Source organism: Streptomyces sp. NPDC031426 (genome assembly GCF_055581585.1).
Genome location: NZ_JBVIJE010000001.1, coordinates 155016 through 178594, shown reverse-complemented (window position 1 = coordinate 178594; position 23579 = coordinate 155016). Strand labels below are relative to the sequence as shown.

Genomic DNA, 23579 nt, shown 5'->3' with positions numbered 1-23579 from the left:
GGGGACGGTTGAGGCGGGTGCGGGGGTGACAACGTCACTCGATGGTGGTGGGAGTGCCGGTGATCTTCGACAGGATTCCCTTGGAGGGGTCCTTCGCGGACTCCGTCCAGGGGGTCAGGGCGTTGAACCCGCGGTGCGAGGAGGCGGGCTGGATGCGGGTGTCCATCGACATCCGCATGCCGGCCGGGTTCGCCGAGACGTTCGGGATGGACTTGTGACACATGAAGGCGTGGAAGATGATCACGTCGCCGGGTTCCATGGGCGAGAACAGCAGCTGCTCGTCCGCGCCGAACTCTGCCGCCGGGATACCGCGCACGGCGTGGCCGAAGCGGCGGAAGTTCTCGGTGACGACGTGCTCGCGCGGGCCCTTCTTGTGGCTGCCGTCGGCGACGGCGACGCCGCCTATGTCGCGGGTCGTCGGGAGCAGCGGTATCCAGGCGGTGCGGAAGTCCTTGTTCGGGCCGATGTAGAAGCCGTCCTGGTGCAGCGGCGTCAGGAAGCTCGGCTCCGCGGAGCCCGCGGCGGAGGGGTAGTAGCGGATCGTCGTCGACTTGAAGACGAACACGGGCTCGCCGAAGACCTTCTCCCAGACCTTGAGGGACGAGGGGTGGTTCCACAGGTCGTCGTACTTGACGTAGTCGTGCATCGCCACCTCGTCGACCGCCTCGAAGGACTCGATGGTGAGGGTGTCGAGCGTGGCGCCGGGGGCGGCGTGGCCGAGTGCGATCAGGCCCTCCAGCATCTGCTCGGCGGCGGTCCGTACGAGTTCACGGTCCAGAGCGCCGCGCAGACAGACGTAGCCGTGCTCGTCGTAGAACCGGTCGAGGGCCTCACGGTCGTCGAGGAGAGGCGTGCAGTCGGCGTAGTCGCTGAAAGTGTCCGTCATGGTTCCTTGTCCTCGTGACGTCTGTGCGTCGGGGAAGGAGCGTCAAACATGCGCTCGTGCAACGCCACTCAGAAGGTGACGGGGAGTTCGTCGAACCCGCCGGTGATCCGGTGCTCCTGCCAGCGCAGCGACTCCTCGGGTACCGCGAGCCGCAGGTCGGGCAGTCTGCGGAACAGCCGCTCGAACACCGCGGTGAGCTCGATCCGGGCCAGCACGCGGCCGATGCAGTGCCGGGTGCCGTGCCCGAATGCCATATGCGACTTGGGCTTGTGCCGGGTCAGGTCGAGCACGTCGCTGTCGGGGAACGCCCGGTCGTCGATGTTGGCCGCGCCGATGGCCAGCATCACCGCGTCCCCGGTCCGGATCACTGTCTCGCCGACGGTGATGTCGCTGTGCGCGTAGCGGGGTATCAGCGCGTTGGATCCTTTGCCGCCAACGGCCAGGCGCAGGATCTCCTCGACCGCGGCCGGCGCGAGTCCGGGATTCTCGGCCAGCAGGGCACGCTGGGCCGGATTGCGCAGCATCAGCAGGACGCCCATGTCGATGCGCACGATGGTGGTCTCGTAGCCGAACAACAGTACGGCGCAACCCAATTGGGCGATGTACTCAGTGGACAGCGTGCCGTCCTTCTCGGCGATCAACTCGGACAGGATGTCGTCGCCCGGCTCGGTTCGCTTGCGCACCACCAGTTCCGTCATGTAGTCGACAACCTGTTGAAAGGTGTTCATCGAGTGCCGGCTGTCGCTCTGGTCGAATGTGCCTCTCGCCCACTGCCCGATCCGCTCCCGGTCGGCCAACGGCACACCGAGCAGATCGCAGACCACCATGGTCGGCAACGGAAACGACAGCGCGCGGTGCAGGTCGACCGGCACGGTGCTGGTGGCCAACTGGTCGAGCAGTTCGTCCACGTGGTGCTCGATCCGGGTCTTCATCAGGCGCATCCGGCGCGTGGAGAACCGGGGCACAAGCAACTCGCGCATCCGCGGATGCTCGGTGGCCTCGGTGTCGTAGTCGTCCCCGGCCATGAGTGCCATCATGGTGCTCCTGGCTGTGTTCTTGGCCGCCGGCTGCGGCTTGGGATCACTGAGACCGAGTCGACGGTCGGAGAGCAGTGCCTTCACCTCGTCGTAACGGGTGACCAGCCAGGCCTCTTCACCGACGGTCCGCACCCTGGTGATCGGCCCCTCCCGCTGCAGTGCGCGCATCCGGGGTGCGACGCCGAGGATGGACGGGTTGTCGAACGGTAACGCAGGAAGTTCGTTCATGTGGGCCGTCCTCGTGGCGTGCGGGGGATTCGCCGGGCATCCGGGCACGCCGACGGCATCGGTGGCGTCGGGTGCGCTGCGCGCGGGTTCACGGGCGCGCCGAAGCGACGGCCCCCGCTTCGGCGGACGACCGTTGCTGACGTGCGGGTGGTGCAGACGCCGGGTCGGCGAGGAACTACAAGGACGACCCGATGACCAGTGCCAGATCGATGAGGCGGTTCGAGTAGCCCCACTCGTTGTCGTACCAGCCGACGACCTTGACCTGCGGGCCGGACACCCGGGTGAGCCCGGCGTCGAAGACACAGGAGGCCGGGTCGCCCACGATGTCGGTGCTGACCAACGGCGCGTCCACGTAGGACAGCAAGCCCTTGTACGGTCCCGAGGCCGCCGCTGCGTACGCCTCCTTCACCTCGTCCACAGTGGTGCCGCGGCGGGTGGTGACCGTGAGGTCGGTGACCGAGCCGGTGGGGACGGGCACCCGCAGGGCGAAGGCGTCCAGCCGGCCGGCGAGCTCCGGCAGGACGAGGCCGATGGCCTTGGCGGCGCCGCTGGAGGTGGGCACGATGTTCAGGGCCGCGGCCCGGGCCCGGCGCAGGTCCTTGTGCGGGGCGTCCTGCAGGTTCTGGTCCTGCGTGTAGGCGTGGACCGTGGTCATCATGCCGGTGTCGATGCCGACGGAGTCGTGCAGCACCTTGGCAAGTACGGCGAGGCAGTTGGTGGTGCAGGAGGCATTGGAGATGATGGTGTGACGGTCGGGATCGTAGTCACCGTCGTTGACGCCCATCACCAGCGTGATGTCCTCGCCGCTGGCCGGAGCGGCGATGATGACCTTCTTCGCTCCGCCTTCGACGTGTGAGCGCGCCTTCGCGGCGTCGGTGAAGATGCCGGTGGACTCGATCACGATGTCCACTCCCAGGTCGCCCCAGGGCAGGGCGCCGGGGTCGCGCTCGGCGAGGACCTTGATCGTCCGGTCGCCCACGCGGATCGCGCCCGGCTCGGCGGTGATCTCCTCGGGGAAGCGGCCCAGGATCGAGTCGTAAGCGAGCAGGTGGGCCATCGTGGGCACGTCGCCCAGGTCGTTGACGGCGACGATCTCCAGCTCCGAAGTCCGCGCGGCCGCCGCACGGAAGACGTTACGACCGATGCGCCCGAAGCCGTTGATGCCGATTCGCACAGTCATTGGTGTGTTCCTCACCTAGCGCTCTACAAGTCCATTGACGCGCCGTTGCGCCGAGGTGCAATGCGAACCGTGCGCCTGGACGAGGCACCGGCACGCAATCGATCAGGAGCTTATATAAGTCTGCGATACATTTCCAGGGTGACTTCTACTCAGCGTGCCGACAGCAACACGGACTTGGATGTCCGTGACCTCACCAGGGCGATCGAGAACTTCAACCGCTACTACATCCGGCTTCCCGCGGTGCAGAAGCTGTCGTTCACGACACTGTCCGTGCTGGACACACTGGCCTGCAGCGGTCCGAAGCGGCTGACCGAACTCACCAGGACGGAGCAGATGAGCCAGCCAGGGCTCACTCAGCTGGTCACCCGGCTCGAGCGCGACGGTCTCGTGGAACGCCGCCCCGACCCGACGGATGGACGCGCCGTCCTCGTCCACATCACCGACAGCGGCCGAAAGATCGGCCAGGTCCGGCGCGAGGACCGGGGCCGTCACCTGACCCCGCTGATCGCCCAGCTGACACCCGCCGAACGACAGGCGATCGCCGCGGCGCTGCCCGCCCTGACCCGCCTGGCGGAACTGGGGGCCGAAGCCGGACGGTAGGGACCAGCCATTCCTCCAGTGGCCGGCGCCGTCGATGCGGGCCGCCTCCTCCAGATCGTGGGGCAGTCAGTCGAAGTGTTTCTTCAGGATGAAGACCATCACGGGGGCCACGGTCTGCGGCAGGATCACCGCCGCGTAGGTGTCGAGCAGGTGCAGGCTCAGCATCTGCTGGAACCAGGGGACGCTGAGCCGTTGGAGCGGGACGACCACGGCGGCCACGGCGGCCACGGTGAGCGCGAAGAGGCCGCGACGGCCGGCGAACAGGGTGCGGGAGAAGGCGTATCCGGCCACACGGAGACCGGACCGTGATCAGGGTGACGGCCGCCGCGATGAGGAAGCTGTTGAGCATCCACAGCGGCAGGTCGCCGCGTCCTCAGACGGTGCTGAAGCCGTGGAGGGTGAGCCCGTGCCGGGGCCGGAACCAGTGGACGGGATCGCTCGCGCCCGACTCGGACTTGAAGGCGGTCAGCAGCGCCCAGGCCACCGGCAGCAGCCACACCAGCGCCATGACCGAGCGGACGGCGAGGGCGAGCAGGCGTGCGGTGCGGCTCTCGCCCAGGGAGAGGTGGGCGGGGCCGCGTCGCAGCGCCACCTCCCGGACGGCCGGCGGTGCGCGCGGCGCGCGGGCGTTGCGGACGGGCAGGCCGGTGGAGGCCTTGTCACTTCTCCCGGCGCCGGAGGGCGGCGTACTGGGCGGCGGAGGCGAGGATGACGAGGGCGAAGAAGATGTAGCTGATCGCCGAGGCGTAGCCGGGCCGGTAGCCGGTGAAGCCGACGTCGTAGACGTACTCGACGACCGGACGCGTGGAGCTGTCCCGGCCGCCCTTCGTCAGCAGGTACACCTGGTCGAAGACCTTCAGCGAGGCCAGGATCTGCAGCACCGTGATGACGGTGGTGATCCGGCGGAGCTGGGGCAGGGTGATCGACCACATCCGCCGCCCCGGACGCCGCCCCCGTGCTGAACCATGTGGCCGGGCACCGGATCATCGTGCGGGAGAGAACGGGCGGCTGAGCGGAAAGCTCAGCCCTCGGTGGGACGGTACGGGCCGGGGACGAAGACCAGCGCGTCGCCCACGGACCGCTCGGTGGGGCCGCTGGGGTGGTTCACCAGTGTCCCCTCGACGGACATGGTGGTCGAGCCGCCGCCGTCCAGGTTGACCGCGTCAGTCATCCCCAGGGCGTTGGCGACCGCCGCCGTCTCGTCCATCGTGGTGCCGACGCTGGTCGTCATGCGGCCGTCGATGGTCGCCAGGACGACCTTGCCCTCGCGGGTCGTGCCGGCGACCGTGCGCGGGTTGCGGTGGGTCAGTGGCCTGGGTGCGCAGGGACGCGCCCAACTGCCGCCGACTGCCCGCTCCGCAACGCGAACGCGGCCAAGGCTTGTCATGGCGGGAGGCGACCGTACCGGGGACCACGCTCCAGGGCCGGTGCCGGCCTTCGGGAAGGTGCGGTGGTGGCGGTCGGATGCGGATGTCGGCCGTACATCGCCGGTCATGCGGGCGGGGAGTCCGGCCGGGCCCCATGGGACCTGGCCGGACTCCCCGTCGCGCTGCCCGCTGCCGCTAGTTGCGGCGCCCCGCGGGGTCGTGGGCGATGGAACCCCGGTCGGCGCCGGGCGCCGGACCGGAACCGCTGACACCGGTGCCCGCGTCGGCCGTCGCGGCCTCGGCCCGGTCGCCGTGCCCCGGCCACCACGCCGCATGGCCGATCAGCGCGGTGAGGCTCGGGGTGAAGAACATCGCCATGACGAAGGCGGCGACGGCGATGCCGAAGGAGACGGCGAAACCCATCTCCATGAGCAGCGAGTTGCCCGCCAGCATCATCGTGGCGAAGGTCGCCGCCAGGATGAAGCCGGCCGCGGCGACCGTCGGACCGGCGTGCCGCAGCGCCATGCCGGCCGCCTCACGCGGCTCGCGGCCCTCGCGGGCCTCCTCGCGCAGCCGCGCGATCATGAGGATGTTGTAGTCGGTACCGATGGCGACCACGAAGAGATACATGATCACCGGGAGCATGAACATCAGACCCGGGTTTCCCTGCCCCTTCTGGAAGATCCACACGGTGGCGCCGAGGGTGGCGCCGAAGCCGAGGCCCACCGATGCCATCAGGTACCAGGGGGCGACGAAGCTGCGCAGCAACAGACCCAGGATCACCATGATGAGGAGGGCGGCCACTGGGAAGACCGTCTTGTAGTCATGGTTCACCGCGGTGTTGATGTCCTTGAAGATCGAGGACATGCCGCCGACGATCGCCTCGGTGCCGTCAGGGGCGTCGGCGTGTGCCACATCCCGCACCCGGCCCACGGTGTCGATCGCCTTGTCCGTCGACGCCTCGTACTTGAGCGTGACGGTGAAGTCCGCGGTGCTGCCGTCCTTGTTCACCTGCGTCATACGGGCGCTCGCGACCCCGTCCACGGCGCCGAGCTTGCGCGCGTACGCGTCGAAGGCGGTCTTGTCCAGCGGCTTGCCGTCGGTGCTGGACAGGTAGACATCGGTGGGGGCCGCGGCGCCCGCCGAGTACGCCTTCTGCATCTGGTCCTGGACGACCATGGACTCCTTGGTCTTCGGCATGGCGCCCGACGCCAGGTCGAACGTGGCGTGGTAGCCGAGGATACCGAGCGACAGCGCGACCAGGATGAGACCGGACACCCCGGCGGTCAGCGCGGGGCGGCGCTGCACACCGCGGCCGAGGGCGGCGAACCGGGCGTTCTCCGGCTCCTTCTGCCAGGACTTGGAGGGCCAGAAGACCTTCGGTCCGATCAGCGAGACCACGGCGGGGATGAGGGTCAGGCCCGCCACCAGGGTGGCGGCCACCGCGATGGCGAGCGCCGGGCCCATCTGCTTGAGGAAGCCCAGGGTGGACAGCACCAGTGCGAGGAACGCGATGATGACGGCGCCGGCCGCCGAGGCGATGGCCTCACCGACCCGGTCGACCGCGTTGACCATGGCCTGCTTCGGTTCGTCTCCGGCGCGCAGGCGTTCGCGGTACCGGAACATCAGGAAGAGGAAGTAGTCCGTACCCACGCCGAAGAGCACGACGATCAGGATGGACGAGATGGAGCTGTTGGCCTGCAGGTCGAACAGCTTGGTGGCGTACGCGATCAGGCCGTTGGCGATGGCCGAGACCAGGCCGATCAGCACCAGGGGCAGCACGGCCAGAATCGGCGCCCGGAAGATGATCAGCAGGGTCACCAGGATGATCACGAAGGTGCCGATACCGATCAGCGCCTGGCCACGCTTGGACGAGTCCTGCTGGTCGAGCGCCTCCGCGGCGGAACCGCCGAGCTTGACGTCGAGATGCGTGCCCTTGGCCAGCTGCTTGACGTCGTCACGTAACGCCTTGGCCGCATCCGCCTGTTTGGGCTGGCCGGCGTTCTTGCTGTCCATCTGCACCAGGGTCAGGTCATACCTGCCGTCCTTGGACGGCAGGCCGGGGACGACCTTCTGCACCTGGTCGATGTGCTTGTTGCCCAGTTCGGTGGTGATCCGGGCGACGTCCTGCTTGTCGGCGGCGGTCAGTGTGCCGCCGTCCGTGCGCTGGTACAGCGCGATCGCGGACGGGGTGAAGGCGCTGGGGAACGCCTTCTGCTGGAGATCCGCGGCTTTGATGGACTCGTAACTCTTGGGCAGAAAGCTGCTCTCGTCACTGTTCGAGGGCAGACTTGGAGCGGTGGCGACGATCGCCACCGCGGCAATCAGCCATGCCACGATCGTCCACACGGGATGTCGGACGACAGTGCTGCCAATACGTCGGAACATGCGGAAGGTCCTCCTGGACAGGAAGATCACCGCAGCCCGGGGAGCGGTCCCTGGCATCGGCGACCCCGATCGGCACGTATGGAACGGGCCGGTCGAACGGTTGTCTTGCGGCCATATGGTAGTGACCGCACGCGAAGATAATCTTGTCATCTGGTCTCGGTTTCCGGCCATGTCCGAGTGCCCGGGGGACGTTTGAGCACTCGTCCGGAGAACGACGACAGGGCCGGTCAGGCCGGTCGGGCCGGTCAGCCGAGAACGAACGGCAGCCTGTCGGCCAAGTCGCCCAGCGCGGCCTGCTCCTCCTCGGCCGGCGTACGTCGTCCGGTGCCGATCAGCAACGCGTCCTTGTCGGAGAACGAGGCGGGGAACGGAGCCCCGGCGATCTTCTCCAGCGACACGCGTGCCGCCGCGAGCGTCTCGGCGGGCGGCTCGGCGGCCGACGGCAGATGGGCGATCAGGTCGAGGTGGTGCAAGGTCCACTCGACCACGTAAGCGGACAGGTAGTCCCCGACGGTGAGCACCTCGTCGCGGGTGCCGACACGGGCGGCGGGATCGGCGAGCTCGGCGGCGCGGCCCGCCGCGGAACCGACGTCCGCCAAGTGGAACTTCAGCCACCGCGGCTCGCCGTAGGCGGCAGCCAGCCGAGGGATCAACGCGTCGAGCGGATCCTCGCCGGTCGGGGGTTCGACCAGGTTCCAGTAGGTGACCGCGTCCACGGTCGGTTCGGTGTCGGCGGGTGTCACCAGGGTGATCAGGACGTCCTGGGCGTCGATGACCAGGTGGCACACCAGGTCCCGTACCAGCCAGCCGGTGCAGCCGGACGGCCGCTCGAAGTCGTCGTCCGGGAGTTCCGCGACGGCTGTGCGCAGTGCGGTCCATGAGCGTAAGAAGAGATCCACTGGCCGCACGCTAGTGCGGGGCCGACACGGTGGACAACCGAATTCGGTGAGCCGTGTCCGGCCCCCGGCCGACTGCTCACCGCACCGACGGCGAAAGCCGGTAGGAGGCGGCGAGGTCGCGCACCTCCACCGAGAGGAACAGCCGATTCCGCCCCGCGCTCGCCGTGTCCCCGTACCTCACCCTCGACTACTCCTCCAGCGAGCCGCAACTCCCTTTTCTCATGGCTTACTTCAGACCTTGACCCTCAATGGTCTGTACCTCTAGCTTCACAGCTCAGCCACGCATCGCGCGCCGTGCTCACCGTCGGCCCTCCCTTCCGGAGGCGCACGCCGCCCGATGCCCACCCCCCACCCGAAAGGCCGCCTCCCTCCATGGCCAGGTCCGTTTCCGTCGCCGTTCTCACAGCTGCGCTGGGCCTCTCCGCATGCCTGCTCACCCCTTCCCCGGCCCAGGCAGGCGCGGACGCGCCGGCAGCGCAGGCATCCGACACCTGCTGGGCGACCCACTACGGTCCGCAGCCGCCCGGCGCCCTGACGGCCAGCGGCGAACTGTTCGACAACAACGCCGACACCGCGGCGACCTCGCTCAGCCGTCAGCCCCAACTGCCCTTCGGCACACGGGTCCAGGTGACGAACACCGCCAACGGCAGGTCGCTGGTGGTCCGCATCAACGACCGGGGCACGTTCGCCTGGACTCCGCAGGTGCCCAAGTGCCTGGACCTGACCGACGGCGCCTTCGGCCGGCTCGGCGGAAGCCTCGATCCCGACGCCGGTCACATCGTCGTCACGGAGACCGTACTCGGCTGACGGCCCCGTGCCCACACCACCGTCCGGCAGCACGGCACATCCGCCGGCACCGGCGCCGAACCCCGTCCCCCGACCAGGACAGGAGCACCTGTCGATGCGCCTCCGCCTCGCCGAACTCCCGTACAGACCCATACGCTTGGGGCGTCTCGGACGCTCGCTGACCGGCGGCGTCGTCGCCGCCCTGCTCGCCGCGCTGTTCGTCGCCATTCCCGCCCGGGCCGCGGACGGCCAGATCACCGGGCTGGCCGGCGAGTGCGTGGACGTGGCAGGAGCCAACAGCGCCAACGGCACCGCCGTACAGCTCTACGACTGCAACGGAACCAGCGCCCAGAACTGGTCGAACCCGGGTGACGGCACCCTTCGGGCGCTCGGCAAGTGCCTGGACGTCGTCGACCGGAGCACCGCCGACGGCGCGGCGGTCCAGCTGTGGGACTGCTCCGGCGGCGCCAACCAGCAGTGGGTGGTCACCTCGGCCCACGACATCGTCAACCCGGCCGCGAACAAGTGCCTGGACGTACGGGACAACAACGGCGCCAACGGTACGCGGCTGCAGATCTGGACCTGTACGGGTGGGGCGAACCAGAAGTGGAACGCTCCGGCCGGCGGCGGAACCGGCACTCCCGCCGGATTCGTCGTCTCCGAAGCCCAGTTCAACCAGATGTTCCCGAGCCGGAACAGCTTCTACACCTACGGCGGCCTCGTCCAGGCCCTGAGCGCCTACCCCGGCTTCGCGAACACCGGTAGCGACACGGTCAGGAAGCAGGAGGCCGTCGCCTTCCTCGCCAACGTCAGCCACGAGACCGGCGGGCTGGTGTACGTCGTCGAGCAGAACACCGCCAACTACCCCACCTACTGCGACTGGAGCCGGCCGTACGGCTGCCCCGCCGGACAGGCCGCGTACTACGGGCGCGGCCCGCTCCAGCTCAGCTGGAACTTCAACTACAAGGCCGCCGGTGACGCACTCGGCATCGACCTGCTGAACAACCCCTGGCAGGTGGAGAACAACGCCGCCGTCGCCTGGAAGACCGGCCTGTGGTACTGGAACACCCAGTCGGGACCGGGCACGATGACCCCGCACAACGCCATGGTCAACGGCGCCGGATTCGGCCAGACCATCCGGTCCATCAACGGCTCCCTGGAGTGCGACGGCAGGAACCCGGCCCAGGTGCAGAGCCGCGTCGACGCCTACCAGCGCTTCACCCAGATCCTCGGCGTCCCGCCGGGGAACAACCTGTACTGCTGATCACGTCTCCCAGCCTGGGGGCGCATGCCCCCAGGCGCTTGGGCGCCCGACAAGATCAAGACGCGTTTCATCACAGGTTCACCGGCGTGTACGGCTTCGGACCGAGCATCCCAAGGGTTCGGCATCCCAGCCCGTTGACGACGGAAGGCCCGGCCTCATGGAACGACGTGCACTCGCCGCCTACCTTGCAGCCGCTCTCGCCGCACCGGCGGTCCTCGACATGCCTCCGGCCGAGGCCGCCGAGGAGGCTGCTTCCGGCGCGGCCACGAGGCTCACCGAGCACATGGAGACGGTGCTGGGCCGGGAGATCGACGACCGGGACACGGCTCACGCGCTGGTGCCGGATCTGTACGACGCCGGTTTCGAGTGGCACCCGGAGACGGCGGAGCTGGACCGGTTCGACTTCATCGTCGGCTACTCCTTCGGCAACCGGCCCGCGCAGTCGGGTCGCCCGGAGGAGGTGCTCCCCGAACCCGGCCCCGTCAACGAGGAGTTGGCGGACACGATCGCCCGGATCCGCGAGCGGCGGAACGTGCCCGTCTACGCGCAGTGGGAGATCGCCCGGTTCCTGCGGTCCGCGCACGGCATGGACGACGTGACGTCGATCGAGCCCGTCGTCGCGGAGGACGGCACGATCACCCACCTGAGCACGGACGGGGTCGCCGGACAGGTGCTGGAGCACCGCAAGAAGGCGTCCGGCGGCATCGGCACCGCCTGTGTGGTCGGGTTCCGTGATCACCACAAGCGGTGTGTTCGGACCACGCGGGACCGGGGGATGTCCGCGTACGCGCCGCGCGGCTTCACCATGCCGCACGCCTACGACCCGCACTCGGGGCAGCCGTGGACGCGACGCCGGGATCTGTACCTGGTGCACGACATGGCGGCCCAGTGGCAGGTGCTGCGAGCCAAGCTCGTCGCGCAGGCCTACCCCAACGGGTGAGGCGGCCGGAGTCCGGGCGCGCCGGTCGGTCCGCCCAGGGTGGGCGCGGGCGCGGTCCGGATCGGGTGGGCCTGAATCAGCTCGGCGCCGGCCGAACGCTTCGCCGAGGCCGACCCGGAAGAGCCGGCACCGTACGGTGGGTTCGGCTCAGTGGACGGTGTCCATGCGCTGGGTGCCGATGACCGACAGCAGGCGCAGCGCCTCCTCGGACGGGGTGTCGGGGACGGCGGTGTAGATCACGACCTGCTGGTCCCGGTCGGTGAGGTCGAGGGCGTCGCAGTTGACGGTGACCGGCCCGACCAGCGGATGCCGGAACGTCTTGCGGAGCGTGCGTTCCCCGTCCACGTCGTGGGAGTCCCACAGCCGGGCGAACTCCTCGCTTCCGGCGCGCAGTTCGCGGATCAGCCCGGTCACCTCGGGATCGTCGGGGTAGCGGGCGGCGGCCGTGCGCAGCCGGCGTACCGCGTGCCGGGCGAACGCGTCCGCGTCGGACACGCCGTACAGCCGCTGTCCCTCGGAGCGCGGCCCGAGAAAGACGCGCCGCGCGAGGTTGCGCTCGCGGCGCGGCAGGGCCGAGAAGTCCTCCATCAGGGCGGCGGCCAACTCGTTCCAGGCGAGCACCTCCAGCGTGGCCGAGGTGACGAAGGCGGCGGACTGCGGCAGCCGGTGGATCAGGTCGAGGATGCTCTGCCGCACCTCGCGCGGGGGGCCGGGCGGGGGCTCCGGCGGGGCGCCGGCCAGGAGGTGGAGGTGCTCGCGCTCGGCGTCCGACAGCCGCAGGGCGCGGGCCAGCCCGGCCAGCACCTCACGGGACGGACGCGGGCCGCGGGCCTGCTCCAGCCGGGTGTAGTACTCGGTCGAGATGAACGCCAGATGCGCCACCTCCTCACGGCGCAGCCCCGGTGTGCGGCGGCGCGGCCCGACGGCCAGGCCCACGTCGGCCGGACTGATCCGCTCGCGCCTGCTGCGCAGGAACCCCGCCAGTTCTGCTCTGTCCACACCCTCAGTGTGCGCGGGTGCCGCGCGACCGATCCAGGTACTCCCGGTGCCTGGATGGGTCCGGGACCGGGGCGCAGGCTCGCTGCCATGGACAACACCACCAAGGACACCCCTGGCCACGGCCTGCTGGCCGGCAAGGTCGCCTTCATCACCGGTGCGGGGCGCGGGATCGGCGCCGCCGCGGCGCGGCTCTTCGCCCGGGAAGGGGCCCGGGTCCTGCTCGCGGCCCGCACCGAGGCCCAGCTGAAGGCGGTCACCGAGGAGGTGCGGGCGGCGGGCGGCACCGCGGACCACGTCGTGTGCGACCTGGCCGACACGGCGAGCGTGCGGGCCGCCGTGGACCGTACCGTCGACCTCTACGGCCGCCTCGACATCGCCTTCAACAACGGCGCCACGATCCAGCCGCCCGGCCCCATGGACCAGCTGCCGGAGGCCGAGTTCGACCATGTGTACACGGTGAACCTCAAGAGCGTCTGGCTGGCCATGGTCGCCGAGGTCGCCGCCATCCGGGCCACCGCCGGAACGGGCGCCATCGTCAACAACTCATCCGTCGGCAGTCTGCGGGGCAACCCCGAACTGCCCGCGTACGGTGCGATGAAGCGGGCGGTGAACAGCCTCACCGAGTCGGCGGCAGTGACGTACGGTCCCGAGGGCATCCGGGTCAACGCGATCGCGCCCGGCAACACCCTGACGGAGATGATCCGGGCCTGGGAGGCCGAGGCTCCCGGACTTCAGGACCGGCTCACGGCGCTCACCCCGCTGCGCCGCGCCGCCGTCCCCGAGGAGATCGCCGAGGCCGCCGCCTGGCTGCTGAGCGACCGATCCTCCTTCGTGACCGGCACGGTGCTGCGGGTCGACGGCGGCGCACGCGCCTGAGCGACCGGGGGAGTCAGCCCAGGCCGAGAACGCCCACGGCGCGCTCGGCCATGCGCCGCTCGCCGAGCGCGTTGGGGTGGACCGGGACGAGGTTCTGCCCGAAGAGGAGCGGCTCGATCCACCGGGTGCCGACGGCCTGACACGCGTCATGGCCTTCGGACGCCTCGGAGAAGTCCACGTACGTGGCGCCGGTCTCCTCGGCGGCGCGCTGCACGACGGCGTTGAGGTGGGCCTGCAGCGCGTGCAGGTACGGCACGTCGCCGGACGCGATCGGCATTCTGGCGAAGCAGGACGGGTCTGCCTCGGCCGGCGTGATCCACGGGTAGCCGAGCACCGCCACACGGGCGTCCGGTGCCTTGGCCCGCACGGCACGCAACGCGGTCTTCAGCGCGGGGTAGGTCTTCGCGTCGATCGCGTCGTCGAAGGAGGTGCCGTACGTGTCCTTGCAGGGGCTGCCCTGGCCTGCGCTGAGGAGGCCCGCGGTGCCGCAGGCCAGCATGGCGTTGATGAAGGTGCCGTTGTCGTTGCCGCCGATCGTCAGGGTCACCAGATCGGTGTCCGCGGTGACCGCGTCCGCCTGCGGGGCGACCCCGGGGTACTGGGACTCGGTGAAGTCCTTGGTCCGGGCGGCGCCACAGGTGACGTCCGTCAGCCGGGCGGCCGTGCGGGCGGCGATGACGTGGGGGTAGTCGGCGGTGGAGCGCAGGCAGATCGGATTGCTCGCGTCGACCGGCAGGACCCCGGAGCCTGCGCTGTAACTGTCGCCCAGAGCGGCGTAGTTCAGGGGTGTCGTGGCGTCGGCGGGTACGGCGGTGAGGCCGAGGGCCAGCGCGCCGGCGAGCGCGGACGTCGCGGCGATGGCACGGCGCAGGGCAGGCTTGGGCATGGGCGGGTGCTCCCTCTTCTCGGGTGGGGACACGGAGCAGGCGGGCATGGCAGTGCCCGCGTGGGTGCTGGTGCGCGAGAATGCGGCGGCTCGGAGCAAGGAGAGGTACCGGCGTGGGGTGCCGGATCGCGGGATCACCGCTGAGTTCTACCGCTAGGTAATGTGCGGGCATCCACCTGCGGAGTCAACGTTGTTGACACAGATTCTTGAAACCGCCACGAACGGAAGTGAACCGCGGCGCCGGGGCCTCCTTGGGCGCGTCCGACGTCACCCCGCGACTCACGGCGTCGACCCCTTACGGAGTCATGACGTGCCGGTCGCGTCGCCCGGTCCCGGTGCCGTCCGCGTCTAGCGTGGCCGTATGCGTGTACTGGTCACCGGCGGTGCCGGGTTCATCGGGTCCCATGTCGTCGAGGCGCTGCGGGCGGGCGGGCACGAGCCGCTCGTGTACGACGTCCGGCAGGATCCCGGCGCGGACGTGCGCAACCCGGCGTCCATGGCCCGGGCGCTGGCCGGGGTGGACGCCGTCTGCCACCAGGCGGCGATGGTCGGGCTCGGCAACGGTGTCGTCGACGCGGCGGAGTACGTCTCGCGCAACGATCTCGGCACGGCCGTGCTGGTCGCGGCGATGGCGGAGGCGGGGGTGCGGCGCCTGGTGCTGGCGGGGTCGATGGTGGTCTATGGGGAGGGGCGTTACGAGTGCCCTCGGCACGGGGTCGTACGGCCCGGTCCACGGGCCGTGGCCGATCTGGACGCGGGCCGCTTCGAGCCCTCCTGCCCGCGGTGCGGCGCGGAGTTGAGCCCCGGGCTGGTCGGTGAGGACGCTCCGGCCGATCCCCGGAACGTGTACGCGGCGACCAAGCTGGCCCAGGAGCACCTGGCCGCGGCCTGGGCCCGCAGCACGGGTGGGTCGGCGGTGTCGTTGCGGTACCACAACGTGTACGGGCCGCGGATGCCGCGGGACACCCCGTACGCCGGGGTCGCGTCCTTCTTCCGCTCGGCACTGGCCCGCGGCGAGGCCCCGCGGGTGTTCGAGGACGGCCGCCAGCGACGGGACTTCGTGCACGTGCGGGACGTGGCCGCGGCCAATGTGGCGGCGCTGGAGGCAGAGGCGGCGCCGGGCGTCCTCGCGGCGTACAACACCGGGAGCGGTGAGCCTCGTACCGTCGGCGAGCTGGCACGGGCACTGGCCGCCGCGTGCGGCGGACCGGAGCCCGTGGTCACCGGGGAGTACCGGCTGGGGGACGTACGGCACATCACCGCCGACTCGTCGCGGCTGCGGGCCGACCTGGGGTGGAAGCCGCAGGTCGAATTCACGGCAGGCATGCGGGAGTTCGCGGCGGCCGGGCCGGTGTAGGGGCCCGTGGCCGCGTGAGGGCCACACGGATTGCTCGGCGAGCCAGCCGACTCTGGCCCGGCGGCCGGCGAGCCCCCCTCGGCGCGGCGCGGAACACACGCCGTCCGGGGTACGGTGCCGGCCGGGACTGCCGAGGATTCCCCAGGGTGCCACAGCCACCGGACCACCCGGGATGCGGCAGCCACTCGATCTCGCCGGCCTCCCGCAGCCCCCAGACCGCCCAGGACGCGGCGTCCACTCTGACTCCGCAGCCACCCGCACTCCGCCGGATGCCATAGCCCCCGACCGCCCACAATGCGGCAGCCGCCCAGACCCCGCAGCACGCCGCGACCACCCGGCACCCCGGCCTCCCACAGCCCCGCACCGCCCACAACGCAGCAGCCGCCCAGACCCCCAAGGATGCCCCAGCCGCCTCGGAATGCCACAGCCCCCGCGTTCCCCGGGAAGCCACAGCCCCCAACCGCCCACAACGCAGCAGCCGCACAGACTCCGCAGCACCCCGCAGCCACCCGCACTCCGCCGGATGCCGTAGCCCCCGCTCTCCCCCGGGAAGCCACAGCCCCGCACCGCCCACAACGCGGCAGCCGCTCACACTCCGCAGGCCGCCGGAACCGCCCGCCCCCCGAATGCCGCAGCCCCCGAACCCCTCAGGATGCGGCAGCGCCCCGGACTCCCTAAGGCGCCGCAGGCAGTGTCACCTCGAATCGGCAGCCGCCTGGGATGTTGCGGACCGTGGCCTGGCCGTGGTGGGCCTCCACGATGCCGCGGACGATGGCCAGGCCCAGGCCGGCGCCCGCCGGCGGGGTGCGCGCGTCACTGCCGCGCCAGCCGGTGTCGAAGACGCGCGGCAGGTCCTCCTCGGGGATGCCGCCGCAGCCGTCCGTGACGGAGAGCACCACGCCGTCGTCGGTGCGCTCGGCGGCGACCGCGACGGTGCCGTCGGGCGGGGTCCGGCGGATCGCGTTGACCAGGAGGTTGCCGAGGACTCTGGTCATCTCCTTGCCGTCCACCTCGACCGGTACCGGTGCCACGCGGTCGCCCACGAGGCGGACACCGTTTTCGCGGGCCAGCGGGTCGGCGCCGGCCAGTGCATCGCCGACCAGGTCGTACAGGGAGATCCGGGAGGGGCTCAGCGGGAGGGTGCCCGCGTGGATGCGGGAGAGTTCGAAGAGGTCGCCGACCATGCCGTTGAGCCGTTCGACCTCGGTGCGGATCTGCTTGAGGTAGCGGCCGGGGTCGGCGGCCACGCCGTCCTCCAGCGCCTCCGACATGGCGCGCAGTCCGGCGAGCGGGGTGCGCAGGTCGTGCGAGATCCAGGCGACCAGCTCGCGCCGAGACTTCTCCAACGCCCGCTCCCGTTGACGGGATTCGGCGAGCCGAGCGCTGGTGGCGGCCAACTCCCGGCTGAGCGCGTCCAGTTCGGCGGTGGCCGGGCCGTGCGGGGCGGCGAAGGCACCCGCGTCACCGAACGAGCGGGCGGCGTCCATGAGTTCACGGCTGCGCGCGACGACCCAGCGCCCCAGGAGCAGCGCGGTGGCCAGGGAGACCACGGCCGCCATCGCAACGACGGTGGTGACCACGGTCAGGTCGTGCGAGGACAGGAACATCGCCCAGGCGACGGCGAGCGTGCCGGCGAGCATCGCGCCGACGCCGACCGCCGCGACCACGGCGACGGAGGCGGTGAGCGAGCGGCGCCGGATCAGGCGCAGCACGCCCGCGCCCGCCACCCCCGCGGCGGCGGCACCGGCGAAGGCGTAGAGGGCGATGAGAACAGTGGCGGGCATGGTCAGAGCACCGCCTCGCCGGGCCCGAAGCCCGGCTCGAAGCCGGGCCCGAAGCCGGGCCCGAAGCCGGGCTCGAAGCGGTAGCCGACGCCCCACACGGTCTGGATCAGGCGGGGCCTTGCCGGGTCGTCCTCGACCTTGCCGCGCAGCCGGCGGACATGGACGGTGACGGTCGACAGGTCGCCGAAGTCCCAGCCCCAGACCTCGCGCATCAGATCCTCACGGCTGTAGGCCCGGCCGGGGTGCCGCAGGAAGAAGGCGAGCAGGTCGAACTCGCGGAGAGTGAGGGCGAGTTCGGTGCCGTTCTTGGTCGCCCGGCGGGCGTCGGGGTCGACGCTGAGTCCGGCCGCGGCGAGCCGGTGCCCCGTGGCGGCGGGCCGGCTGCGGCGCAGCACCGACTCCACGCGCAGGACCAGTTCGCGGGGGCTGAAGGGCTTGGTGACGTAGTCGTCGGCGCCGACCTCCAGGCCCAGGATGCGGTCGTCCTCGTCGCCGCGGGCGGTGAGCATGATGACCGGCACGGGGCCGCCGTCCCGCATCCGCCGGCACACCTCCAGGCCGTCCATGCCGGGCAGCATCAGATCGAGCACCACGAGGTCGGGCCGGTGCGCGGCGGCGCGGGTGAGGGCGGTCGGGCCGTCGTCGGCGCGGTCGACCAGATAGCCGGCGCGGTGCAGATATCCGGTGACGACCTCGGCGACGGTCGGATCGTCGTCCACGACCAGGATCCGGGCCGTCTCGCCTGCGGCTTCGGTCCCGTGGGGCTCGTACAGCGATTGCATGCCTCCAGCGTCGCACCGCGCGGCCACCGGTGTCCGGCCGCGGGCCGGGCGTCCGCGTTTCGTAAGGACCATGAGTCCGATTTGCCCGATTGGCGTTCGTAGGGTGAGACCGTGACGACCACTTCAGCGGACGTCGACGTGGTGCTGCCCTGCTTGGACGAGGCCGAGGCCCTGCCCTGGGTGCTCGACCGGATTCCGGCCGGCTGGCGCGCCCTCGTCGTCGACAACGGTTCCACCGACGGCTCCCCGGACATCGCCCATGCGCTCGGCGCGACGGTGGTGCACGAGCCGCGGCGCGGTTTCGGCGCCGCCTGCCACGCCGGACTGACCGCGGCCACGGCCGAGATCGTGTGCTTCTGCGACTGCGACGCCTCACTCGACCCCGCGCTGCTCGTTCCCTTCGTGCGGGAGATCCGGGACGGCGCGGCCGACCTGGTCCTCGGCCGGCGGCGTCCCGAGGGCCGGGGCGTCTGGCCGGCGCACGCCCGCGCTGGCAATCTCGCGCTGGCCCGCATGCTGCGCCGCCGTACCGGGCTGCGCCTGCACGACCTGGGCCCGCTGCGGGCCGCCCGCCGTGAGCCGCTGCTCGCGCTCGGCCTCACCGACCGGCGCAGCGGCTATCCGCTGCAGATGGTCGTCCGCGCGGCCGACGCAGGCTGGCGAATCGCCGAACACGACGTGCCCTACCGGCCGCGCACCGGCGCCTCCAAGGTGACGGGCACCTGGCGCGGCACCTGGCAGGCGGTGCGGGACATGAGCCGCGTGCTGGCCGAGACCCCGGCCGACGGGGGGCTCGTACGGTGACCACGCTGCTCGTCATCGCCAAGGAACCGCTGCCGGGGCGGGTCAAGACCCGGCTCACCCCGCCGTTCACCCCGCAGCAGGCGGCCCGTCTGGCGGAGGCGGCGCTCGTGGACACCCTGCACGCCGTGGCTGCGGCGCCCGCGACCCGCAGGGTCCTGGTCCTCGACGGGGCGCCGGGACCGTGGCTGCCGGCCGGCTTCGAGGTGCTGCCGCAGTGCGCGGGCGGGCTGGCCGAGCGGCTGGCGGACGCCTTCGCGCACTGCTCGGGACCGGCGCTGCTCATCGGCATGGACACCCCGCAGGTGACGCCGGAGCTGCTCGCCGTGGACTTCGCGGGCTGCGACGCCTACCTCGGCCCGGCCGAGGACGGCGGCTTCTGGGCGCTGGGCCTGGCCGAGCCCGAGCCCGCGCTGCTGCGGGGCGTGCCCATGTCGACGCCGGTGACCGGGGCCGCGCAGCGGGAGCGGCTGCTGGCCGCCGGACTGCGGGTGCGTGAGCTGCCCCGGCTGCGGGACGTCGACACCGCCGCCGACGCGCACGCCGTCGCCGCGCTCGCCCGGCACGGCCGGTTCGCCGCCCAGCTGGCCCGCTGTACGCGGGTCACCCGGTGATGGGCGGCAATGTCGCCTGGGCGACTGCGGATCCCTACTCCGCCGCCCTGCGCACCGGCCGCGGCCCCCTGTTCCTGCGCCGCACCGACGGCTGGCTGCTGCCGCTGGAGGTGGAGCGCTGGTGCGGCCGAGCCGATCAGGTCGACAGGGAGGTCCTGGACCGCTGCGAGGGCGCCGTCCTGGATGTGGGCTGCGGTCCCGGCCGGCTGGTGGCCGAGCTCGCCGCCCGGGGCCGTACCGTGCTCGGCATCGACGTCAGCGAGGCCGCCGTCGCCCACACCATCGAGTTCGGCGGGCAGGCGCTGCGGCGCTCTGTGTTCGAGCCGTTGCCCGGAGAGGGGCGCTGGGACACCGTGCTGCTCATGGACGGCAACATCGGCATCGGCGGGGAGCCGTCCGCCCTGCTGGAGCGGGTGGCCGCGCTGCTGCGCCCGGGCGGGCTGCTGATCGCCGAGACCGTGCCGGGACACGTCGACGAACGCTCCCGGGTCCAGGTGGTCGACACGGTAGGCGCCGCCCGGGCCACCGGTGCACCGTTTCCCTGGGCGCGCCTCGGCACCCCGGCCCTGCTGCGGTACGCGCGCAGGGCCGGGTGGCGGTCCGTCGCTCAGTGGTCGGCGGGCGGCCGGTGCTTCGCCGCCCTGCGCACGCGCCATCCCAACAGCAGCGCCGAGCCGCCGAAGAGTACGGCGGTGATCAGCAGCCAGCGGGTGAGGAAACCGTCCGGGGAGAGTCCGGTGGCCGACCGGTAGCGCTCGGCCGTCATGCCGCTGATCAGCGGGAACCAGACGAGCAGGAGCAGTCCGGACAGCAGGGCCGGGACGCGCACGTAAAGCGTCCAGCCGCGCCGTCCGGCCGCCCCCAGGCCGCCGGTGACCGCCCGGTCGGCCACCGTGTACAGCGGCAGCAGGACGAGGTCGTGCAGCAGGGCGGCGCCCACGATCCACAGCGCCACCCCGAACCAGTCACCGGCGAGCAGCCGCACCCCGGCGTACGCGGCGAGGGCGAACGAGCAGGCGAGCAGCAGCAGTTGGAAGGGACTGCCCAGGTGTACGCGGCGCGGCATCACAGGTCTCCGAAGGTCAGTCGGGCCACCCACTTGGTGTTGAGCACGCCGGGTGCCGCCGGGACGATGATCCGCGCCGGGTGGCCGTGGTCGGGGGACAGTTCCTCGCCGTTGACGAAGAGCGCGAGCAGCGAGCGTCCGTCGGCCACCTGGTTGGCGCGCAGGGCCGCACGCCGGAACGCTCCATGTCGCTGCAGGGACTCCACCAGCACGTCCGGCGGATCACCGTCGTACCCGACGAGCGCGGCGAGGTCGCGCAGCCGCACTCCCCGCCACCACTGGTCCGCGGTCGACCAGCCCTCCACGCAGGCGATGGGCAACGAGGCGCTGTGCTGCGGCAGTTGGAGCAGCTGGGCGCGGCTGAGCCGAATGGTTCCGGTGCGGCCGGTGACGACGAGCCGCCAGGCGTCCTCGTGGGTGTCGGCCGCGGTGATGCCGGCGTAGGCGGCGGTCTTGTTGATCTGGAAGCCGTTCGGGCCGCCGCCGGGATCGGCGGTGCCGTGCGGGGCGAGCAGGGCCGTACGGCGGAAGGGCCCGCCCAGGCTCTGTCCGACCGTGGTCAGGAACAGCAGCAGGGAGCCCCCGCCGACCAGCCCCAGCGCGCCGCGCCGGGAGACGGTGGGCGCCTCGGGTCGCGGTGAGACCAGGTCGTTCCGCTCCTGCCGACGCTGCCGAACGGCCCGTACCGCCGTGGGTGTCTTCAGCGCGGCGTGTGCGAGGAACGCGGCGAAGAACACCCATGCCCCGTAGAAGTGCAGCGGGTAGAAGGAGCCCGGGAAGACATAGTCCAGCTGGACGTTGAGGACTCCGGTGGTGAACTCGAACAGCCCTCCCCCGACCAGCAGCAGCAGGGAGATCCGCTCCAGCGCGTGTGCGAGGGAGCGGGCCGGCGGCAGGGTGAAGAGCCTCGGCACCACCGACCACAGCTTGGCCAGCAGGACGGGGATCAGGGTGATGCCGAGGGTGACGTGGACGCCCTGGGTGAGCCGGTACAGCCACACCGGGTCGGTGGGCCAGGCGAAGAGGTAGAAGCCCAGGATGCCCTTGTCCGGAGTCATGTCGTTGACCCGCGACAGGCCTGGGTTGTAGGCGGCGTACGACACCAGGCCGGTCACGAACAGCACGGTGATGCCGACGAGCAGGACGAGGCCGAGCACCGAGGTGAACCAGGGACCGCGCAGCGGGCTGCGCCAGAAGCCTGGGGACGTGGGAAGCCGGGAATGGTCGCGCATGTCCCGACCGTAGGCCGGGGGACGCCCGGAAAAGGGTCCCTGACCGGTGACGAAACGCTGACGTCCGGTCCGTACGGCGGCCGGTCGCCGCTCCCCCGGCCTAGCGTTCCGGTGTGACCCGATCTCTCCGCCGTGACCTGTACGCCGCCGGTGCCGCCGCCCTCCTCGTGGCGGCGGCCGTCCTCGTCGGCCGGCACATCCAGGACACCCGCCACACCCTGTTCGTGCACTGGCCGCCGCTGTTCGCGGACTGGGACCCGCATCTCGGCCCCGGCACCCCGGCGGCCCTGGCGGTGGCGGCGGCCACCGCGGCGTACGGCCCCGCCGTCGCGGCCCGGCTGCCCTGGCGCGGACTGCTCGCGGCGGCCTGGGCGGCCGCCCTGGCCTGGATCGTGTCCCTCGCCCTGGTCGACGGCTGGCACCAGGGCATCGCGGTCCGGCTGACCACCCGCAACGAATACCTCCGGGTCATCGGCCGCTTCCATGACATCCCGACCACCCTGCGCGACTTCACCCATCACATCGTCAGCGGCACCCCGGACCCCTGGCCCGCCCATATCGCCGGTCATCCGCCGGCCGCCACGCTCACCTTCGTGCTGCTGGACCGGATCGGGCTGCGGGGCGGCGGCTGGGCCGGGATGTGGTGCATCACCGTGGGTGCGACGGGCTGCGTGGCCGTGCTGATCGCGCTCCGCGCGCTGGCCGACGAGACGCTCGCGCGGCGGGCCGCGCCGTTCCTGGTGCTGGCCCCGGCCGCGGTGTGGCAGGGCACCTCCGCCGACGGCTACTTCGCGGCCGTCGCCGCCTGGTCGCTGGGTCTGCTCGCGCTGGCCCTGACCCGCCGGTCCCACGGATACGCGGCGGCCTCGGGCCTTCTGTTCGGCCTGACCTACTACCTCTCCTACGGCCTCACACTGTTCGCCCTGATCGGCGCCGCGGTCGTCGCGCTCGCGCGCCGGGAACTCCGGGAACGCCCCGCCCTGCTGTTGTCCCTGCTCGCCGGACTGGCCGTGTTCCCGGTGGCGTTCACGCTCGCCGGGTTCGACTGGTGGCACGCCTACCACCTCCTCGTCACGCGCTACTACCAGGGCATCGGCGGCACCCGCCCCTACGGCTACTGGGTCTGGGCCAACCTCGCCTGCACCGTCCTCATCACCGGCCCGGCCACGGCGGCGGGGCTGCGCCGGACGACCACGACACTCCTCCCCAGGACCGGCGCCCGTCGCCCCGCCGACCTGCGCCTGGCACTCCTCGTCACCGCCGCGCTGCTCGCCCTGCTGGTCGCCGACCTGTCCGGCATGAGCAAGGCGGAGACGGAACGCATCTGGCTGCCCTTCGCCCTCTGGCTCCTCCCCGCCTGCGCCCTCCTCCCCCGTCCCCGACCCTGGCTCATCGCCCAGGCGATCCTGGCCCTGCTCCTCAACCACCTGCTGCTGACGGGCTGGTGAGTGTGCCGGAGCCGTCGGCGCGGCAGGGTGACCCCGCGTGACCGCCGTCCGGTCGGGGCGTTGCCCTGGGCGTGGGGAGGGGCCGCTGTGGCCGAAATTGCGTACTGGTGCGGGATGTGCCGCTGCCACTTGGCTGAACGACGGACGGCGGGCAGGAAG

At 71.5% G+C, this 23579-nt stretch carries 23 protein-coding genes and 1 pseudogene; 10 read left to right on the top strand and 14 right to left on the bottom strand.

Features of this window, described 5'->3' with window-relative positions; all coding sequences use genetic code 11:
- Positions 1–34: 34 nt before the first annotated feature.
- From ptlH to gap, 3 genes are all read right to left on the bottom strand, one after another.
- Positions 35–886: a 1-deoxypentalenic acid 11-beta-hydroxylase gene (gene ptlH / locus ACZ5NH_RS00910; RefSeq protein ID WP_468772184.1), complete on the bottom strand. Its 852-nt coding sequence runs from the start codon at positions 884–886 to the stop codon at positions 35–37.
- A gap of 68 nt (positions 887–954) precedes the next feature.
- Positions 955–2151 (bottom strand): pentalenolactone synthase, encoded by a 1197-nt coding sequence (gene penM / locus ACZ5NH_RS00905; protein WP_468772182.1) that lies wholly within the window; start codon positions 2149–2151, stop codon positions 955–957.
- Between the two features lie 175 nt (positions 2152–2326).
- Complete coding sequence (gene gap / locus ACZ5NH_RS00900) at positions 2327–3331, bottom strand: type I glyceraldehyde-3-phosphate dehydrogenase (RefSeq protein WP_388629726.1); 1005 nt, start codon at positions 3329–3331, stop codon at positions 2327–2329.
- 138 nt (positions 3332–3469) lie between these two features.
- Here gap and ACZ5NH_RS00895 point away from each other — a divergent pair, with 138 nt between their 5' ends.
- Positions 3470–3931: a MarR family winged helix-turn-helix transcriptional regulator gene (locus tag ACZ5NH_RS00895; RefSeq protein WP_468772181.1), complete on the top strand. Its 462-nt coding sequence runs from the start codon at positions 3470–3472 to the stop codon at positions 3929–3931.
- Between the two features lie 66 nt (positions 3932–3997).
- Here ACZ5NH_RS00895 and ACZ5NH_RS00890 read toward each other — a convergent pair whose 3' ends face one another.
- The 6 genes and pseudogenes from ACZ5NH_RS00890 to ACZ5NH_RS00865 form a co-directional block, all read right to left on the bottom strand.
- Positions 3998–4222, bottom strand: coding sequence for a hypothetical protein (locus tag ACZ5NH_RS00890; protein ID WP_468772179.1), 225 nt, complete (start codon positions 4220–4222; stop codon positions 3998–4000).
- 82 nt (positions 4223–4304) lie between these two features.
- A complete protein-coding gene (locus ACZ5NH_RS00885) occupies positions 4305–4523 on the bottom strand; it encodes a hypothetical protein (RefSeq protein WP_468772177.1) in 219 nt (72 codons plus the stop codon).
- 67 nt (positions 4524–4590) lie between these two features.
- A pseudogene (locus tag ACZ5NH_RS00880) lies at positions 4591–4869 on the bottom strand (carbohydrate ABC transporter permease); the annotation flags it as partial.
- Positions 4870–4952: 83 nt separating this feature from the next.
- Positions 4953–5318 carry a phosphodiester glycosidase family protein gene (locus tag ACZ5NH_RS00875; RefSeq protein WP_468772175.1) on the bottom strand — a complete coding sequence of 122 codons (366 nt, stop codon included), beginning with the start codon at positions 5316–5318 and terminating at the stop codon, positions 4953–4955.
- A gap of 175 nt (positions 5319–5493) precedes the next feature.
- Positions 5494–7686, bottom strand: coding sequence for an MMPL family transporter (locus ACZ5NH_RS00870; RefSeq protein ID WP_468772174.1), 2193 nt, complete (start codon positions 7684–7686; stop codon positions 5494–5496).
- Between the two features lie 245 nt (positions 7687–7931).
- Positions 7932–8585: a maleylpyruvate isomerase N-terminal domain-containing protein gene (locus ACZ5NH_RS00865; RefSeq protein ID WP_468772173.1), complete on the bottom strand. Its 654-nt coding sequence runs from the start codon at positions 8583–8585 to the stop codon at positions 7932–7934.
- Between the two features lie 372 nt (positions 8586–8957).
- Here ACZ5NH_RS00865 and ACZ5NH_RS00860 point away from each other — a divergent pair, with 372 nt between their 5' ends.
- From ACZ5NH_RS00860 to ACZ5NH_RS00850, 3 genes are all read left to right on the top strand, one after another.
- Positions 8958–9392 carry a septal ring lytic transglycosylase RlpA family protein gene (locus ACZ5NH_RS00860; protein ID WP_468772172.1) on the top strand — a complete coding sequence of 145 codons (435 nt, stop codon included), beginning with the start codon at positions 8958–8960 and terminating at the stop codon, positions 9390–9392.
- A 136-nt stretch (positions 9393–9528) separates the two neighbouring features.
- Entirely contained in the window at positions 9529–10635 is a 1107-nt protein-coding gene (locus tag ACZ5NH_RS00855) for a glycoside hydrolase family 19 protein (protein ID WP_468772171.1), read from the top strand.
- Between the two features lie 157 nt (positions 10636–10792).
- Positions 10793–11575, top strand: a complete 783-nt coding sequence (locus ACZ5NH_RS00850; protein ID WP_468772169.1) for a hypothetical protein — start codon at positions 10793–10795, stop codon at positions 11573–11575.
- A 147-nt stretch (positions 11576–11722) separates the two neighbouring features.
- Here ACZ5NH_RS00850 and ACZ5NH_RS00845 read toward each other — a convergent pair whose 3' ends face one another.
- Positions 11723–12574, bottom strand: coding sequence for a helix-turn-helix transcriptional regulator (locus ACZ5NH_RS00845; RefSeq protein WP_468772168.1), 852 nt, complete (start codon positions 12572–12574; stop codon positions 11723–11725).
- Between the two features lie 87 nt (positions 12575–12661).
- Between ACZ5NH_RS00845 and ACZ5NH_RS00840 the strand changes: the two genes are divergently transcribed.
- Positions 12662–13450, top strand: a complete 789-nt coding sequence (locus tag ACZ5NH_RS00840) for an SDR family NAD(P)-dependent oxidoreductase (RefSeq protein WP_468772166.1) — start codon at positions 12662–12664, stop codon at positions 13448–13450.
- Positions 13451–13463: 13 nt separating this feature from the next.
- Here the strand turns inward: ACZ5NH_RS00840 and ACZ5NH_RS00835 are convergent, their stop codons facing one another.
- A complete protein-coding gene (locus ACZ5NH_RS00835; RefSeq protein WP_468772165.1) occupies positions 13464–14336 on the bottom strand; it encodes an SGNH/GDSL hydrolase family protein in 873 nt (290 codons plus the stop codon).
- Between the two features lie 361 nt (positions 14337–14697).
- On the opposite strand from ACZ5NH_RS00835, the gene ACZ5NH_RS00830 reads away from it, so the two are divergent.
- A complete protein-coding gene (locus tag ACZ5NH_RS00830; protein ID WP_468772164.1) occupies positions 14698–15693 on the top strand; it encodes an NAD-dependent epimerase/dehydratase family protein in 996 nt (331 codons plus the stop codon).
- A 674-nt stretch (positions 15694–16367) separates the two neighbouring features.
- Here ACZ5NH_RS00830 and ACZ5NH_RS00825 read toward each other — a convergent pair.
- Both ACZ5NH_RS00825 and ACZ5NH_RS00820 read right to left on the bottom strand, forming a co-directional pair.
- Positions 16368–17477 carry a sensor histidine kinase gene (locus ACZ5NH_RS00825; RefSeq protein WP_468772162.1) on the bottom strand — a complete coding sequence of 370 codons (1110 nt, stop codon included), beginning with the start codon at positions 17475–17477 and terminating at the stop codon, positions 16368–16370.
- 2 nt (positions 17478–17479) lie between these two features.
- Positions 17480–18259, bottom strand: coding sequence for a response regulator transcription factor (locus ACZ5NH_RS00820; protein ID WP_468772161.1), 780 nt, complete (start codon positions 18257–18259; stop codon positions 17480–17482).
- A 111-nt stretch (positions 18260–18370) separates the two neighbouring features.
- Here ACZ5NH_RS00820 and ACZ5NH_RS00815 point away from each other — a divergent pair, with 111 nt between their 5' ends.
- From ACZ5NH_RS00815 to ACZ5NH_RS00805, 3 genes are read left to right on the top strand one after another with little or no spacing between them, the layout of a single operon-like run.
- The gene (locus ACZ5NH_RS00815) at positions 18371–19063 is read left to right on the top strand and encodes a glycosyltransferase family 2 protein (RefSeq protein ID WP_468772160.1); all 693 of its coding nucleotides are present in this window, start codon (positions 18371–18373) and stop codon (positions 19061–19063) included.
- A complete protein-coding gene (locus ACZ5NH_RS00810) occupies positions 19060–19674 on the top strand; it encodes a TIGR04282 family arsenosugar biosynthesis glycosyltransferase (RefSeq protein ID WP_468772159.1) in 615 nt (204 codons plus the stop codon). The genes ACZ5NH_RS00815 and ACZ5NH_RS00810 overlap by 4 nt, the downstream gene beginning before the upstream one ends.
- Positions 19674–20426, top strand: a complete 753-nt coding sequence (locus tag ACZ5NH_RS00805) for a class I SAM-dependent methyltransferase (RefSeq protein ID WP_468772158.1) — start codon at positions 19674–19676, stop codon at positions 20424–20426. Before ACZ5NH_RS00810 ends, ACZ5NH_RS00805 begins: the two co-directional genes overlap by 1 nt.
- 313 nt (positions 20427–20739) lie before the next feature.
- On the opposite strand, the gene ACZ5NH_RS00800 is transcribed toward ACZ5NH_RS00805, so the two are convergent.
- Positions 20740–21972, bottom strand: coding sequence for a molybdopterin-dependent oxidoreductase (locus ACZ5NH_RS00800; protein ID WP_468772156.1), 1233 nt, complete (start codon positions 21970–21972; stop codon positions 20740–20742).
- 113 nt (positions 21973–22085) lie between these two features.
- Here ACZ5NH_RS00800 and ACZ5NH_RS00795 point away from each other — a divergent pair, with 113 nt between their 5' ends.
- A complete protein-coding gene (locus ACZ5NH_RS00795) occupies positions 22086–23420 on the top strand; it encodes a hypothetical protein (RefSeq protein ID WP_468772155.1) in 1335 nt (444 codons plus the stop codon).
- Positions 23421–23579 lie beyond the last annotated feature (159 nt).